Genomic DNA, 13,924 nt, shown 5'->3' on the forward strand with positions numbered 1-13,924 from the left:
GCCTCAAACACGTGTGCCCCGCCACACCTTCGGGTGGCGGGGCACGTCCGTGTGACGCGGGCGTCCGGCGGGCGGCTAGACGTCCAGCTGGTCGGCCACGGCCCGCAGCAGGCCGGCGATCTTCGCGCCCTGCACCTTGTCGGGGTACCGGCCGCGCTCCAGCATCGGCGTGATGTTCTCCAGCAGCGTGGTGAGGTCCTGGACGATCGAGGCGAGCTCGTCCGGCTTGCGGCGCTGGGCGGCGGCGACCGACGGGGTCGGGTCCAGCACCGTCACGGAAAGGGCCTGGTCACCGCGCTGTCCGGCGACGACACCGAACTCCACGCGCTGGCCGGGCTTGAGGGCGTCTACCCCGGCAGGGAGCACTGAGGAGTGGACGAAGACGTCGCCGCCGTCGTCCCGGGAGAGAAAGCCGAAGCCCTTCTCGCTGTTGAACCACTTGACCTTGCCGGTAGGCACGTCTGTTCCTCGTCCTTGTGCTCGTCGGGGTCCGTTTCGCCGTAAAACGGCTCTGGACAGCAGTACAGCGGGTCATGGTGACCCGCCACCTCCAGGCTAATGGTCCAGAGCCCGGTGACAAGACGTCTCCGGGTCCTTCCTGCGGGCTGCTCCGGTCAGGGAACTACCCTGGTCGGGTGACTGCTACTCCTGTTTCCGACGAACCCCGCCCCGGCGACGCGCTCGTGCGGGCCGGCGGCATCGTCTTCATCGTCGGGGCGGTCGCCACGCTCGTGACGATGGCGCCGCTGTTCCTGGGCACCGAGCCGTTCCCGCCGGTCGCCTACGCCGTGTGCATGCTCATGGGCGTCGGCTTCGCGATCTCGGGCGCGGGGGTCCTGCGGTCGGCCGCGGCCCAGCGCCGCGAGGCCCGGATCACCCAGGCCGCGCAGGGCGGCTAGGGCTTTCCGGGCAGATCGCGTCCGGGCCGTGGCGGCGCTACGCCGTCACGCCCACGTGGGCGGCCAGCCACTCCGGAAGTGCCGTCAGGTCCTTGAGGACCACGTCGGCACCGGCCGCGCGCAGCTCCGTCTCCGAGCAGGGTCCGGTCGGCACCGAGACCGCGAGCGCACCCGCCGTGCGGGCCCCGCGGACGTCGCCGACGTGGTCGCCGACGTACACCGAGGCGCCGTACTCGCGCAGCGCCTCCGCCTTGGCCTCCGCCCACAGCCAGCCGATCACGGCGTCCGGCCGCATGCCGAGGTGCTCGAGGTGCAGCTTGGCGTTCGGCTCGTGCTTCGCCGTGACGACGATCGCGCGGCCGCCCAGCGCGCGGACCGCTTCGATCGCCTCGCGGGCGCCCGGCATCGCGGGCGTCGGGCCGATCGCGTGTGTGGGGTAGATCTCGCGGTAGCGGTCGGCCACTTCCGGGATCCGGTCCTCGGGGAACCAGTACGCCAGCTCTTCGTCCAGCGGCGGCCCCAGCCGCCCGATCGCCGCGTCGGCGTCGATGTACGTCCCCGTCTCCGCGGAAAGCTCCAGGTAGGCGGCCTTGATGCCGGGGCGCGAGTCGATCAGCGTCATGTCGAGGTCGAAGCCGACCGTGAACGGATGGCGGGCTGCGGGGGCGTCGGTCGCGGTGGCGGCGTCGGGGCTCATACCCGCCATTGTGCCGAGGCGCGTGTCGAACGGGGGAACGTGCTCCGAGCATTCGTTTACCGGACTGCGACGTGCGTGAGGCGTGAGGCGTGGGCCGCAGCCCCGGGTGTCCGGAGCGCCCGGGTGTCCGGAGCGCCCGGGGTGCCCCCGGTCAGCGCCGGCGGGCCCGCCAGACCAGGTAGAGCGCGGAGGCCACCGCCGCACCCCGGACGATCCACGGCCACATCCCGCTGAACGCCGCCTCCGCCTGCCCGTCCGCCAGCTCCTCGCCCCAGCGGCCGTCGGCCCGCCCCCACAGCCAGACCACCGCACCGGCGAACACCGCGCCCGGCAGCCCGAACACCACGACCTTCTTCTCGGTGGGGCCGAGCACCCTCGATGCGTACGCGACGAGCCAGCCCAGCGCGAGCACCATCCAGGAGCCGCTGACCGCGCCGCCCACCAGGACCGCCGCGGCCAGCAGCAGGAACGCGTGCGGCTTCGGGCGGGGCGCGGCGGCCGTCTCGGCAGCGGGCGCGGGGGCGGCGGGGGCCCCTGCGGCCTTCACCTGGCGGCGGCGGTCGCGCAGCGCCCGGGCGACCGTCCGGGCCCGGCCGACGGGTTCGGCGGCCGTCTCCGGGGCCGCGCCCGCGGCCTTGCCCGGGGCTTCCTCCGTGTCCTCTCCGGCTTCAGCGGCTTTCCCATCTGCCTTGTCCGCTTTCCCGGTGGAGTCCCCGTCCTCCTCCGCGGGCGGCTTGCGCAGCAGGTCCGCGATCTCGATGCCGCCCGCGAAGCCGGGTACGTCGAGGCCGGCGCCGAACGGCACGGGGTCCACCCGCCACCAGTCGGGCTCGCCGCGCCCGGAGCCGAGTTCGTCCTCGCCCGCCAGGTGCGGGGGCAGCGCGGCGGTGCTCGGCCGGGGCTCCGGCACCGGGGGCGTCTTCCGGAACAGGCGCGGGCCGCGCTGGACCGGCACGGCGGGCGTGCCGGAAGCCGACGGCGCCCGGGAGGCGGGCCCGGAGGCGGAGCCCGGACGGGACGCCGTCGCCACGCCGCCGGCACCTGTACCCGTACCGCCGTCCGTACTGCCGCTCGCGCCGCCGCCCGCCGCGGCCGCCGCGAGGACCTCCTCGGGGCTGCCCATCCGCTCCAGGATCCGGCGCACCGCCGCCGGCGTGTCCGGGTCGTACTTGGCGCGCTGGCGGTCGATCTCGTTGCGGAGGGTCGACACCAGCCGCATCCGGTCCCCGGACGGCAGCTGCTGACGCTGCGCCAGATCGCCGACCCTGCTCAGGTAGTCGTAGACCAGCTGGTCGCTCTCGATCCCCACGCCCCCGCTCCCTCCCCAGCGCCGTCTCGCGCCAGACCCGACGTTAGCGCGTACCGCCCGGGGACAGGGGCTAACGTTGGCCGGATGGACCAGGAGGCGAACGTGTCCGAAGGAAGCAGCTCCCCGGCCGGTTCCCCCGGCGCAGCCGGCGCGGACGGCGCGGACGGCCGGTCCGGCGCACCCGCCGCGGGCGGCGCCGCACCGCGCTCCCTCGCCGAGGCGCTGCGCGCCCGAGACGACGCCTCCCTCGCCGGCCTGCTGCGGGCCCGCCCGGACCTGCTCGGCCCGGTGCCCGGGGACCTGACGCAGCTGGCCACCCGCGCGGGCACCCGTGCGTCGGTGGTGCGCGCGCTGGAGCGCCTGGACCGGTTCGCGCTGCAGACCGCCGAGGCGCTGGCCGTGGCCCCGGACCCCTGCCCGTACGACGTCCTCGAAGCGCTGCTGACGGGCGACGAGGACACCCCGACCGAGTCGGGGACGGGCACCGGAACGGGCACGGGCACGACCACGGCGGACATCCGCGGCGCCCTGCCCGCGGCCGTCGCGACCCTGCGCGACCAGGCCCTGCTGTGGGGGGACGACCAGCGGCTGCGGCTGGTGCGCACCGCCCGCGAACTGCTCGCGCCGTCCGCCGCCCGCCCCTCCCCCACGGGCCTCGGCCCGACCGTCGCCGAGGCCACCGCCGGGATGTCGCCGGGCCGCGTCCAGGAGATCGTCGCCGCGGCCGGACTCCCCGCCACGCACGATCCGGTGTCGGCGGTGACCGCGCTGACCTCGCTGTTCAGCGACCGGGACCGGATGTCGGCGCTGCTGGACCTCGCGCCCGCCGAAGCCCACGTGGTGCTCGGGCGGCTGGTGTGGGGACCGCCGTACGGCGAGGTCACCGCGGACCCGGCGCCGCCCGTGCGCTGGCTGCGCGACCGGGGGCTGCTGCTGCCCGTGTCCGCGCGGACGGTGGTGCTGCCCCGCGAGGTCGCGCTGTACCTGCGCGGCGGCCGGGCCCACCGCACGCCAGAGCCGCTGGCACCGCCCGTGCCGGCCGGGCGCGAGCACCGTCCACAGCTTGTGGACGCCAATGCGGCCGGCCAGGCGCTGGCCTCCATCTCGACCGTCGAGGAACTGCTCGGGTCCTGGGACCACGGCGGGCCGCTCGTCCTGCGCGCCGGGGGCCTGAGCGTGCGCGACCTCAAGCGCACGGCGACCACCCTGGACGTGCCCGAGTCCGTCGCCGCCTTCTGGATCGAACTCGCCCATGCTGCGGGGCTGCTGGCCAGTGACGGGCAGGCCGACGAGCGGTACGCGCCGACGCCCGCCTACGACGACTGGCTGGAGCTGCCCCCGCACGACCGGTGGGCGGTGCTCGCCGCGGCCTGGCTGCCCGCGACCCGCACCAGCGGACTGGTCGGCGAACAGGACGCCAAGGGGCGCACCCTGTCCGTCCTCGGCCCGGACCTGGACCGCTCGGCCGCGCCCGAGGTGCGGCGCCGCGTGCTGTTCCTGCTGGCCGCCCTGCCGGAGGGCGGCGCCCCCGACCGGGCGGCCGTGCTCGCCCGGCTGGCGTGGGAGCGGCCCGTGCGCGGCGGCAGCGACCTGCGGGCCCGGCTCGCGCATTGGACCCTCGACGAGGCCGAACTCCTCGGCGTGACCGGGCGGGGCGCGCTGGCCGCGCACGGCCGCGCCCTGCTGGGGCCGGCCGCACCGGACCCAGCGGCGGCACCGGCCGGGGCACCCGCGGGGACGCCCGCGGACACGGCGGCGGACACGGCGGCGGACCGGGCGCGGCAGGCCGCCGCACTCCTCGCCCCGCTGCTGCCCGAGCCCGTCGACCACGTCCTGCTCCAGGCCGACCTGACGGCAGTGGCGCCCGGTCCGCTGGAGCGCCATCTCGCGGACACGCTGGCCGTGCTGGCCGACGTGGAGTCCAAGGGCGGGGCGACGGTGTACCGGTTCACGCCCGGCTCGGTGCGCCGCGCCCTGGACGCCGGGCGGACCGCCTCCGACCTCCAGGACTTCCTGACCACGCACAGCCGCACGCCCGTACCGCAGCCGCTCGCCTACCTGATCGACGACGTGGCGCGGCGGCACGGGCACCTGCGCGTGGGCTCGGCTTCCTCGTACGTCCGCTGCGACGACGACTCGGTGCTCGGCGAGATCCTCGCCGACAAGCGGTCGGCGGGGCTGGGGCTGCGGCGGCTCGCGCCGACCGTCCTCGCGTCCACGGCCGAACCGTCCGCCCTGCTCGACGGGTTGCGTTCCCTCGGCTACGCCCCGGCCGCCGAGTCCGCCACCGGTGACGTGCTGGTCTCGCGTGCCGACGCCCACCGCACCCCGCCCCGCACGGCGCCCGTGCCGGTCCCCGAGGGCCCGCCGGTCCCGGACGCCACGCTGCTGTCGGCGGCCGTGCGGGCCATCCGCGCCGGCGACGTGGCGGCGAACGCCGTCCGCCGGGAGACGGGCCCCGCCGCCGCCACCCCGGGCGAACTCCCGCGCACGAGCGCGGCCGAGACCCTGGCCACGGTCCAGGCGGCGGCCCTGACCGGCACGGCGGTGTGGATCGGCTACGTGAACGCCGACGGCGCGGCGAGCCAGCGGGTGATCGCCCCGGTGCGGGTGGAGGGCGGCTTCGTGACGGGCTACGACCACACGGCGGACGAGGTCCGCACGTACGCCCTGCACCGGATCACGGGCGTCGCGGAGCTGGCCGAGGACCAGGTGTAGCCGGGCCCGTCAGCGGGGTGCGTACGCCACCCGCCGCGGGGCCGGCCAGCTGACCCCGTCCCAGCCGGGTGGCTGCTGATGATCGCTCATGCGCGCGAGCCTAGGCGGCGGTTAATTCACTGGCCACGGCATTTCCCCGGCCCGCACCCTGGGCGCATGTCAGAACAGAACCGTCAGATCCGCGCCCTGCACACCGACACCACCGTCACCGTCTACCAGGCCTACGCCCCGCACCTCGGCCTGCCCGCCGCCCGTGACGGCCGCTTCCCGGCGGCCTGGAAGCGCGAGCGCATGACGTGGATCAAGCCGTCGTTCCTGTGGATGATGTACCGCTGCGGCTGGGGCACCAAGACCGATCAGGAGACCGTGCTCGCCGTCGAGATCACCCGCGAGGGATTCGAGCACGCCCTGCGCCGCTCCTGCCTGTCCCACTACGAACCGGACCTCCACGCCGACCAGGCCGCCTGGAAGCAGCAGCTCGGCGAGAACCCGGCCCGGGTGCAGTGGGACCCCGAGCGCGATCTGCACCTGAACCCGCTGCCGTACCGGTCCCTGCAGCTGGGCCTGTCCGGCGAGCTGTCCCGCGCGTACGCCGACGAGTGGACCGTGTCCATCCGGGACGTCACCCCGCTGGCGCGGGAGGTCCACGCCCTGGTCCGCGCGGGCGAGGACGAGCGCGCCCACGCCCTGCTGCCCCGGGAGACGGCGTACCCGGCCGCCGACGCACTGCTCGCGCATCTGCGCTGACCGGCGGCGCGGTACGGCACACTGGAGGTTTGGCCGTACGCACCCGGACGGCCGCCCCGTGCCGGAAGGGATGCACGCCAGGTGAATGGTCCGCTGATCGTCCAGAGTGACAAGACGCTGCTCCTCGAAGTCGACCACGAACTCGCAGAAGCCTGCCGCCGCGCCATCGCGCCCTTCGCGGAGCTGGAGCGCGCCCCCGAGCACATCCACACCTACCGCGTCACGCCGCTGGGCCTGTGGAACGCCCGCGCCGCCGGGCACGATGCCGAGCAGGTCGTCGACGCGCTCGTCGAGTACTCCCGCTACCCCGTCCCGCACGCCCTGCTCGTCGACATCGCCGAGACCATGGCGCGGTACGGCCGCCTGACCCTCAGCAAGCACCCGGTCCACGGGCTGGTCCTGACCAGCACCGACCGGCCGGTGCTCGAGGAGATCCTGCGCTCCAAGCGGATCGCGCCGCTGGTCGGGACCCGGATCGACCCGGACACGGTCGCCGTGCACCCCTCCGAGCGCGGCCAGATCAAGCAGACCCTGCTGAAGCTGGGCTGGCCCGCCGAGGACCTCGCCGGGTACGTGGACGGCGAGGCGCACCCCATCGAGCTGGCCGAGGACGGCTGGTCGCTGCGCCCGTACCAGCGGCAGGCCGTGGACGGCTTCTGGCACGGCGGCTCCGGCGTCGTCGTCCTGCCCTGCGGCGCGGGCAAGACCCTCGTCGGCGCGGGCGCCATGGCCGAGGCGAAGGCCACCACGCTGATCCTGGTCACCAACACCGTCTCGGCCCGCCAGTGGAAGCACGAGCTGGTCAAGCGGACCTCGCTCACCGAGGACGAGATCGGCGAGTACAGCGGCACCCGCAAGGAGATCCGCCCGGTCACCATCGCCACGTACCAGGTGCTGACGACCAAGCGGAAGGGCGTCTACCCGCACCTGGAGCTCTTCGACTCCCGCGACTGGGGCCTGATCGTCTACGACGAGGTGCACCTGCTGCCCGCGCCCGTGTTCAAGTTCACCGCCGACCTCCAGGCCCGGCGGCGGCTCGGGCTGACCGCGACGCTGGTGCGCGAGGACGGCCGCGAGTCCGACGTCTTCTCGCTGATCGGGCCGAAGCGGTTCGACGCGCCGTGGAAGGAGATCGAGGCGCAGGGCTACATCGCGCCCGCCGACTGCGTCGAGGTCCGGGTCAACCTGACCGAGAGCGAGCGCCTCGCGTACGCCACCGCCGAGACGGAGGAGAAGTACCGCTTCTGCGCCACGACGGCGACGAAGCGCAAGGTGACGGAGGCTCTGGTCAGGAAGCACCAGGGCGAACAGACCCTGGTCATCGGGCAGTACATCGACCAGCTCGACGAGCTCGGCGAGCACCTGGACGCCCCCGTGATCAAGGGCGAGACCTCCAACGCACAGCGGGAGAAGCTCTTCGAGGCCTTCCGGCAGGGCGAGATCAACGTGCTCGTGGTGTCCAAGGTCGCGAACTTCTCCATCGACCTGCCCGAGGCCACGGTCGCGATCCAGGTGTCGGGCACGTTCGGCTCCCGCCAGGAGGAGGCCCAGCGGCTGGGCCGGGTGCTGCGCCCGAAGGCCGACGGCCACGAGGCCCGCTTCTACTCGGTCGTCGCCCGCGACACCATCGACCAGGACTTCGCCGCCCACCGGCAGCGCTTCCTGGCCGAACAGGGCTACGCCTACCGGATCATGGACGCGGACGAGCTGCTGTCCGGGAGCTGACCGGTCCGGGGCGGTCGGCGCTGGGCGGGGATCCCACTCCCGGGGTCCCGGGCGCCGGCCCGCCAGGCGACGGCCACCAGCAGCGCGAGCACCGGCAGCGGGTACGGCGAGGACAGCGCGTGGAGGTACCGGTCCGGGTCCGGATCCCAGGGCCGGGCCCCGCGCAGGGCGTCGGGGAGCTGCCGGGTCCAGAAGCCGTGGGACGCGGCGGGCAGGACGAGCACGCCGAGTGCCACGGTGCCGCCGAAGGCGGCGAGGCCCGTCAGCGCGGCCCGGATGCGGCCGGTGACGAGGAAGTAGCCGAGGAAGACGACCGGGGTGAGGCTGATCCCGGTGGCGACGCCGAGCGCGAAGCCCTTGCCGAGCGCGCCTTCGGCACGGCTGAGGTCCCAGAGCACCAGGCAGGCGAGGGCGACGCTGGCCTGCCCGAGCAGCAGGCCCTGGACGACGGTCTCCAGCCACAGGGCGGCGGTGGTCGCGGCGATCACGGGCCACGGGCGGGTGGCGGGCCGGGAGGGCCTGAGCGACCCGGGGCCCCGGGGGGACAAGGGCGGCAGGGGCGCCGCGGCAGGCAGGGTCCGCCGGGCGGCGGGGGACGGCGCGGGCGGCCTCACGAACCGGCGCGAGAGCAGCACCAGCAGGGCGAGCAGCGTGGCGTTCGCCGCGGCGACAAAGGCCGGCAGCAGGCCGGCGGGCAGCCAGGCGACCGGCAGGAACAGGATGGCGGCGAAGGGCGGGCAGCCGGCCGGCGGCTGCCACCCGGCGGCGTGGAACCCGGCGGCGTGGAACCCGGCGACCGGCAGCTGGGCGTCCGCCGCGGGGACCAGTGCCTGCTGGACGATGACCAGCGCGGCCGATGCGAGGAGCAGCCCTGCCGGCAGCACGCCCGCGAGGGACGGCAGCCGGTGGAGTGGCAGTGGGCTCCGGATCACGCGCGTGACCCTAGTGGATCAGCGAGGTGACCCGCCGGTACGGCGTTCCGCTTGCCCGGCGTCGCGAGATCCGGCGCTGCGAGATCCGGCGGCAGAGGGGCGGGGCGTCGGAAGGCCGGGGCGTCGGAAGGTCCGGCGTCAGCGCCGGACGATGCCCGCGTCCTCGGCGTACTCGCCGAGCAGGACCACGCTGAAGACGGCTCCGGCGAAGACCTTGGCGGCGCGCAGCGCGCTGCCGACGACGTGGCGGGGGTGGGTCTCGGAGGTGGCGGTGGCGCCGCTCGGGCGGCCGCCCTGGATCGGGGTGAAGGTTGCGGTGCTCATGTATCCATGGTGCGTTTCCGGCGCGGATATCACATCGGTCTCCGGGCGGAACCACGGACCTGCGGGTGTCCTCCTCACGTCCCATGGCATCCCCTAGGAGACCCATCGCAGGTCTCATACCCCAGGACCTCACTCCAGGGGCCCAGCTCCCGGCTCCCGGTTAATCCGTTCGCCTCCGTGCGCCGCGCTGACTACAATCTCCGCTCTTGCCGCCTCCCACGCACGCACGGGGAGAGCCGCCGCCCGGACGGAAACCGGCCGGCTCCTGTCGAAGACCTGATCCCGAGGACCGATCTCCCGAGCTGGAGGCAGACCGTGCCCGCGCACGCCCCCGAAGACCTGCACGACGACCCCGCGCACCTCGCCGACCCGCTCGCCCGCGAGCGGGCGCACCTGGCCGCTTCCCGTTCCGCCCTGCGCGCGATGCGCGAGGACGTCGAGGCGCTCGACATCCGGGACGTCACCGCGAACTGGGTCAACTCCCTGGTCCTGCAGGCCCAGATCGACGACCGCATCAAGGCGCTCGCGGACCTCGCGCACACCCCGCTCTTCTTCGGCCGCCTCGACTACCTGCACGCGCCGGGCGCGGACCGGGCCGAGGGCGCGGAGGGCGAGCAGTTCTACATCGGGCGCCGCCACGTGCACGACGCCGGGGGCGACCCGATGGTGATCGACTGGCGTGCTCCGGTCTCCCAGCCGTTCTACCGCGCCTCCAAGAAGGACCCGCAGGACATCGCGCTGCGCCGGCGCTTCGGCTACACGGGCGGCGAGCTCACCGCGTACGAGGACGAGCACCTCTCCGACCCGGCCGAGGCGGCCGCCGTCAGCAAGCTGCTCCAGCAGGAGATCGAGCGGCCCCGCGTCGGCCCCATGCGCGACATCGTCGCCACGATCCAGCCGGAGCAGGACGAGATCGTCCGCTCGGGCCTGTCCGGGTCGGTCTGCGTGCAGGGGGGTCCCGGCACCGGGAAGACCGCCGTCGGCCTGCACCGGGTGGCGTACCTGCTCTACGCGCACCGCGAGCGGCTCGCCCGTACCGGCACCCTGGTCATCGGGCCGAACCGTTCCTTCCTGCACTACATCGAGCAGGTCCTGCCGGCGCTGGGCGAGCTCGATGTCAAGCAGGCCACCGTCGACGACCTGGTGGCGCGGCCCGGCACGGAGGTGCGCGGCGAGGACCCGGCGGAGACGGCCGTCGTCAAGGGCGACGCCCGGATGGCCGAGGTGCTGCGGCGGGCGGTCCGCGCGCACGTCACACTGCCGACCGAGCCCCTGATGGTCGTGCGCGGCTCGCGCCGCTGGCGGATCCCGGCGTACGAGCTGGAGGAGATCGTCACCGAGCTCCAGTCCCGCGACATGCGGTACGGCGCCGCGCTGGCCGCGCTGCCGCAGCGCATCGCGCACGCGGTGCTGGTTCGGATGGAGCAGGCGGGCGAGGCCCCGGACGACCGGGTGCAGGACGCGGTGGCCCGCAACGCCGCCGTCAAGGCCGCGGTGAAGGCCGTCTGGCCGGTGGTCGACCCGGCGAAGCTGGTGCTGCGGCTGCTGTCGGACGCGGAGTTCCTCGCCGCGCACGCCGAGGGGCTGCTGTCGGCGGACGAGCAGAAGCTGCTGCTGTGGCCCAAGCCGTTCCGCAGCGTGAAGTCCGCGAAGTGGTCGGCGGCCGACCTGGTGCTCATCGACGAGGCCGCGGACCTCGTCGAGCGGACCCATTCGCTGGGCCACGTGGTCGTCGACGAAGCGCAGGACCTGTCCCCGATGCAGTACCGCGCGGTGGGCCGCCGCTGCACCACCGGCTCGGCGACCGTCCTGGGCGACCTCGCGCAGGGCACCACGCCCTGGGCCACCCGCAGCTGGTCCGAGGCGCTGACCCACCTGGGCAAGCCCGAGGCCGTGCTCGAAGAGCTCACGGCGGGCTTCCGCGTGCCGCGCGAGGTCATCGCGTACGCGTCCCGGCTGCTCCCCGCGATCTCGCCGGGGCTGGCCGCCGTCTCCTCCGTCCGTGAGACCCCGGGCTCGCTGGTCGTCGAGGAGGTCGCGGAGGCGGAGGCGCTCACGGCGTCGGTCGTCGGCGCGTGCCGGGCGGCCCTGCACCACGAGGGCTCGATCGGCCTGATCGCCGCGGACGCCCGGATCCCGGGACTGGCGGAGGCGCTGCTCGCGGAGGGGCTGCCGTACCTCTCTCCGGGCGAGGAGACCACGGCCGAGTCCCGGCTGACGCTGGTCCCGGCGTCCCTGGCCAAGGGTCTGGAGTACGACTACGTGGTCCTGGACGAGCCCGCGGCCATCGTGGACGGCGAACCGGACGAGCGCACCGGCCTGCGCCGCCTCTACGTCTGCCTCACCCGAGCGGTCTCGGGCCTGACCACCCTCCACCACACCCCGCTCCCGGAAGCGTTGGCCACGGGCGGCGCGGGGGCCGCGTGAACGACTACCGTGAGCGCATGACTGCCATGCCCGAGTGGATGTACCCGCCGCGCGCGGAGGGGTGGTTCGCGGAGGACCTGGACCACCTGCCCGACGCCCCCCGCCACACGGAACTCATCGACGGAGCGCTCGTCTTCATGATGTCCCCCCAGAGGTGGTGGCACGGTGAGATCGTCACCGACCTCACCATCGCGCTGAGGCAGCAGGTCCCCGAAGGGCACCGTGTCGGCCGCGAGATGACCATCCGCCTCGACGAACGGAACCGCCCCGAGCCGGATCTGCTGGTCACGGACGCCGAGTACTCGCGCGACCGCACGTGGTTCGCACCCGAGGAGATCCGGCTCGTGGTCGAGGTGGTCTCCCCGGAGTCGGCCCACCGCGACCGGACCGTCAAGCTCCGCAAGTACGCCGAGGCCGGCATCCCGCACTACTGGTGCGTCGAGGAAGAGGACGGGGCGCCGGTCGTGCACGTCTACGAACTGGACCGGCCGACCGGTGGCTACGTCGCCTCGGGGATCTTCCGCGGGGTGCTCAAGCGGCCCGTGCCCTTCTCTGTCGAGCTGGACCTGGACGGGCTCACGCCGTGAGCCCGTCCGGGCCGGGCCGGGGCCGGGGGAAAGGCCAGGGTCAGTCCAGGGCCGTGCGCCAGTCCGCGACCGCGGACTGCGAGACCGGGCGGTCCCAGCCGTCGGGGCGGGCCGCGCCGCCGATGTGGAAGGCGTCGATGCCGGCCGCGCGCAGCTGCGGCAGGTGCTCCAGCTGGAGTCCGCCGCCGACGAGGATCTGCGGCTCGTAGCCGGGCTCGCCGCGGCGGGCGGCCTCGGCGAGCAGGACGGGGAGGCCGTCGGCCACGCCCGACGCCGATCCGGCGGTCAGGTAGGTGTCGAGGCCGGGCAGGTCGGCGAGCGACTTGCGCAGCTGGTCGCGGTCGGCGGCCCGGTCGATGGCCCGGTGGAACGTCCACCGGCAGCCCGTGAGCTCGGCGGCGAGGGTCTCCACGGCGGTCAGGTCCGGGGTGCCGTCCGGGTGCAGGAAGCCGAGCACGAACTCCTCCGCGCCCTCGGCCCGCAGTCCGCGGGCCGCCTCGACCAGCCGGTCGAGGTCGCCGGCGGCGAAGCCGTCGGACAGCCGGAGCATCACGCGCAGCGGGATGTCGACGGCGGCGCGGATCGACGCGAAGGTCTCCCGCGACGGGGTCAGCCCGTCCGCGGCCATGTCGGTGACCAGTTCCAGACGGTCCGCCCCACCGGCCTGGGCCGCGATCGCGTCCTCGGCGTTGAGGGCGATCACCTCCAGGACTGCACGGATGCTCATATGGCCTCATTCCTTGGGAAGACCGGTAAACCGGGAAAGCTGCTGATATGGAAAATAGGTCTAGTCCAATTACAGGGTACGGGCGCCGCCTCGCGTTCCACCAGCACATTCACGCCACCGCCACCCGTCCCACACCGAGCCGCACCGCGCCACCAGGACAATGACCGCATGCCTACCGACACCGCGCAGCTCGAATCCCGCTGGCACGAGACCGTGACCGCCGCCCGCGCGGAGGGCGCGGGCCCCGACCCGGCTCCGTACGCCGCCCGGCTGCTCGCGGCCTGGGGCGAGCCGCAGCGCCGGTACCACACCACCGCCCACCTCACGGCGGTGCTCGACCACATCGACGTACTCGCCGGGCACGCCGCCGACCCCGCGGCCGTTCGGCTGGCCGCGTGGTTCCACGACGCCGTCTACAGACCGGACCGCTCCGAGAACGAGGAGCGCAGCGCCGCCCTCGCCGAGCGCGCCCTGCCCGAGCTCGGAGTCGACGCGGCCACCACAGCCGAGGTCGCCCGCCTGGTGCGGCTCACCGTCACCCACCACCCGGCCCCCGGCGACACCAACGGCGAGGTCCTCTGCGACGCCGACCTCGCCGTCCTCGCCGGCGACCCGGACGCGTACGCCGCCTACGTCGCCGCCGTCCGCGACGAGTACGCCTTCGTACCCGAGGAGGCCTTCCGCGAGGGCCGGGCCGGCGTCCTGCAGCAGCTGCTCGGCCTGCCGCGGCTCTTCCACACGCCGTACGGCACCGCCCACTGGGAGGCCGTGGCCCGCCGCAACCTCGCCGCCGAGCTCGCCACCCTCTGACCGGGCACTGTGAACAACGCGT

General features: G+C 74.5%; 13 protein-coding genes. 7 read left to right on the top strand and 6 right to left on the bottom strand.

The features are described from left to right. Positions 1-75: 75 nt before the first annotated feature. Positions 76-459, bottom strand: a complete 384-nt coding sequence (locus ACZ7H1_RS30950; RefSeq protein ID WP_385144761.1) for a cold-shock protein — start codon at positions 457-459, stop codon at positions 76-78. Between the two features lie 176 nt (positions 460-635). Between ACZ7H1_RS30950 and ACZ7H1_RS30955 the strand changes: the two genes are divergently transcribed. Further along, positions 636-899 (top strand): hypothetical protein, encoded by a 264-nt coding sequence (locus tag ACZ7H1_RS30955; protein WP_470791088.1) that lies wholly within the window; start codon positions 636-638, stop codon positions 897-899. 37 nt (positions 900-936) lie between these two features. Here ACZ7H1_RS30955 and ACZ7H1_RS30960 read toward each other — a convergent pair whose 3' ends face one another. Further along, the gene (locus ACZ7H1_RS30960) at positions 937-1,596 is read right to left on the bottom strand and encodes an HAD family hydrolase (protein ID WP_470791090.1); all 660 of its coding nucleotides are present in this window, start codon (positions 1,594-1,596) and stop codon (positions 937-939) included. Between the two features lie 151 nt (positions 1,597-1,747). After that, complete coding sequence (locus ACZ7H1_RS30965) at positions 1,748-2,905, bottom strand: hypothetical protein (protein ID WP_470791091.1); 1,158 nt, start codon at positions 2,903-2,905, stop codon at positions 1,748-1,750. A gap of 84 nt (positions 2,906-2,989) precedes the next feature. Here ACZ7H1_RS30965 and ACZ7H1_RS30970 point away from each other — a divergent pair, with 84 nt between their 5' ends. The 3 genes from ACZ7H1_RS30970 (at position 2,990) to ACZ7H1_RS30980 (ending at position 8,095) form a co-directional block, all read left to right on the top strand. Then, on the top strand, positions 2,990-5,623 hold the full coding sequence (locus ACZ7H1_RS30970; RefSeq protein WP_470791092.1) for a helicase-associated domain-containing protein: 2,634 nt from the start codon (positions 2,990-2,992) through the stop codon (positions 5,621-5,623). Positions 5,624-5,779: 156 nt separating this feature from the next. Continuing rightward, positions 5,780-6,370 (top strand): DUF4291 domain-containing protein, encoded by a 591-nt coding sequence (locus tag ACZ7H1_RS30975; protein ID WP_470791094.1) that lies wholly within the window; start codon positions 5,780-5,782, stop codon positions 6,368-6,370. Between the two features lie 81 nt (positions 6,371-6,451). After that, entirely contained in the window at positions 6,452-8,095 is a 1,644-nt protein-coding gene (locus tag ACZ7H1_RS30980) for a DNA repair helicase XPB (RefSeq protein WP_470791095.1), read from the top strand. Here ACZ7H1_RS30980 and ACZ7H1_RS30985 read toward each other — a convergent pair. Continuing rightward, positions 8,053-9,027, bottom strand: coding sequence for a glycosyltransferase family 87 protein (locus ACZ7H1_RS30985; protein ID WP_470791096.1), 975 nt, complete (start codon positions 9,025-9,027; stop codon positions 8,053-8,055). The genes ACZ7H1_RS30980 and ACZ7H1_RS30985 overlap by 43 nt on opposite strands. 138 nt (positions 9,028-9,165) lie before the next feature. Then, on the bottom strand, positions 9,166-9,351 hold the full coding sequence (locus ACZ7H1_RS30990; protein ID WP_470791097.1) for a hypothetical protein: 186 nt from the start codon (positions 9,349-9,351) through the stop codon (positions 9,166-9,168). Positions 9,352-9,666: 315 nt separating this feature from the next. Here ACZ7H1_RS30990 and ACZ7H1_RS30995 point away from each other — a divergent pair, with 315 nt between their 5' ends. Further along, entirely contained in the window at positions 9,667-11,778 is a 2,112-nt protein-coding gene (locus ACZ7H1_RS30995; RefSeq protein WP_470791099.1) for a HelD family protein, read from the top strand. A 17-nt stretch (positions 11,779-11,795) separates the two neighbouring features. Further along, positions 11,796-12,365: a Uma2 family endonuclease gene (locus ACZ7H1_RS31000; protein WP_470791101.1), complete on the top strand. Its 570-nt coding sequence runs from the start codon at positions 11,796-11,798 to the stop codon at positions 12,363-12,365. 40 nt (positions 12,366-12,405) lie between these two features. Here the strand turns inward: ACZ7H1_RS31000 and ACZ7H1_RS31005 are convergent, their stop codons facing one another. After that, positions 12,406-13,092 (bottom strand): copper homeostasis protein CutC, encoded by a 687-nt coding sequence (locus ACZ7H1_RS31005; RefSeq protein WP_470791102.1) that lies wholly within the window; start codon positions 13,090-13,092, stop codon positions 12,406-12,408. A gap of 168 nt (positions 13,093-13,260) precedes the next feature. Between ACZ7H1_RS31005 and ACZ7H1_RS31010 the strand changes: the two genes are divergently transcribed. Continuing rightward, positions 13,261-13,902 (top strand): HD domain-containing protein, encoded by a 642-nt coding sequence (locus ACZ7H1_RS31010; protein ID WP_470791104.1) that lies wholly within the window; start codon positions 13,261-13,263, stop codon positions 13,900-13,902. Positions 13,903-13,924: the final 22 nt, after the last annotated feature.

It is taken from the genome of Streptomyces sp. NPDC037401 (assembly GCF_055602345.1).

What these genes read in the sequence shown, in the direction of transcription:
- ACZ7H1_RS30970 (WP_470791092.1), top strand. Translation starts at nt 2,990, where the DNA reads ATGGACCAGGAGGCGAACGTGTCCGAAGGAAGCAGCTCCCCGGCCGGT.
- ACZ7H1_RS30975 (WP_470791094.1), top strand. Translation starts at nt 5,780, where the DNA reads ATGTCAGAACAGAACCGTCAGATCCGCGCCCTGCACACCGACACCACC.
- ACZ7H1_RS31000 (WP_470791101.1), top strand. Translation starts at nt 11,796, where the DNA reads ATGACTGCCATGCCCGAGTGGATGTACCCGCCGCGCGCGGAGGGGTGG.
- ACZ7H1_RS30960 (WP_470791090.1), bottom strand. Translation starts at nt 1,596, where the DNA reads ATGAGCCCCGACGCCGCCACCGCGACCGACGCCCCCGCAGCCCGCCAT.
- ACZ7H1_RS30990 (WP_470791097.1), bottom strand. Translation starts at nt 9,351, where the DNA reads ATGAGCACCGCAACCTTCACCCCGATCCAGGGCGGCCGCCCGAGCGGC.
- ACZ7H1_RS31005 (WP_470791102.1), bottom strand. Translation starts at nt 13,092, where the DNA reads ATGAGCATCCGTGCAGTCCTGGAGGTGATCGCCCTCAACGCCGAGGAC.
- ACZ7H1_RS31010 (WP_470791104.1), top strand. Translation starts at nt 13,261, where the DNA reads ATGCCTACCGACACCGCGCAGCTCGAATCCCGCTGGCACGAGACCGTG.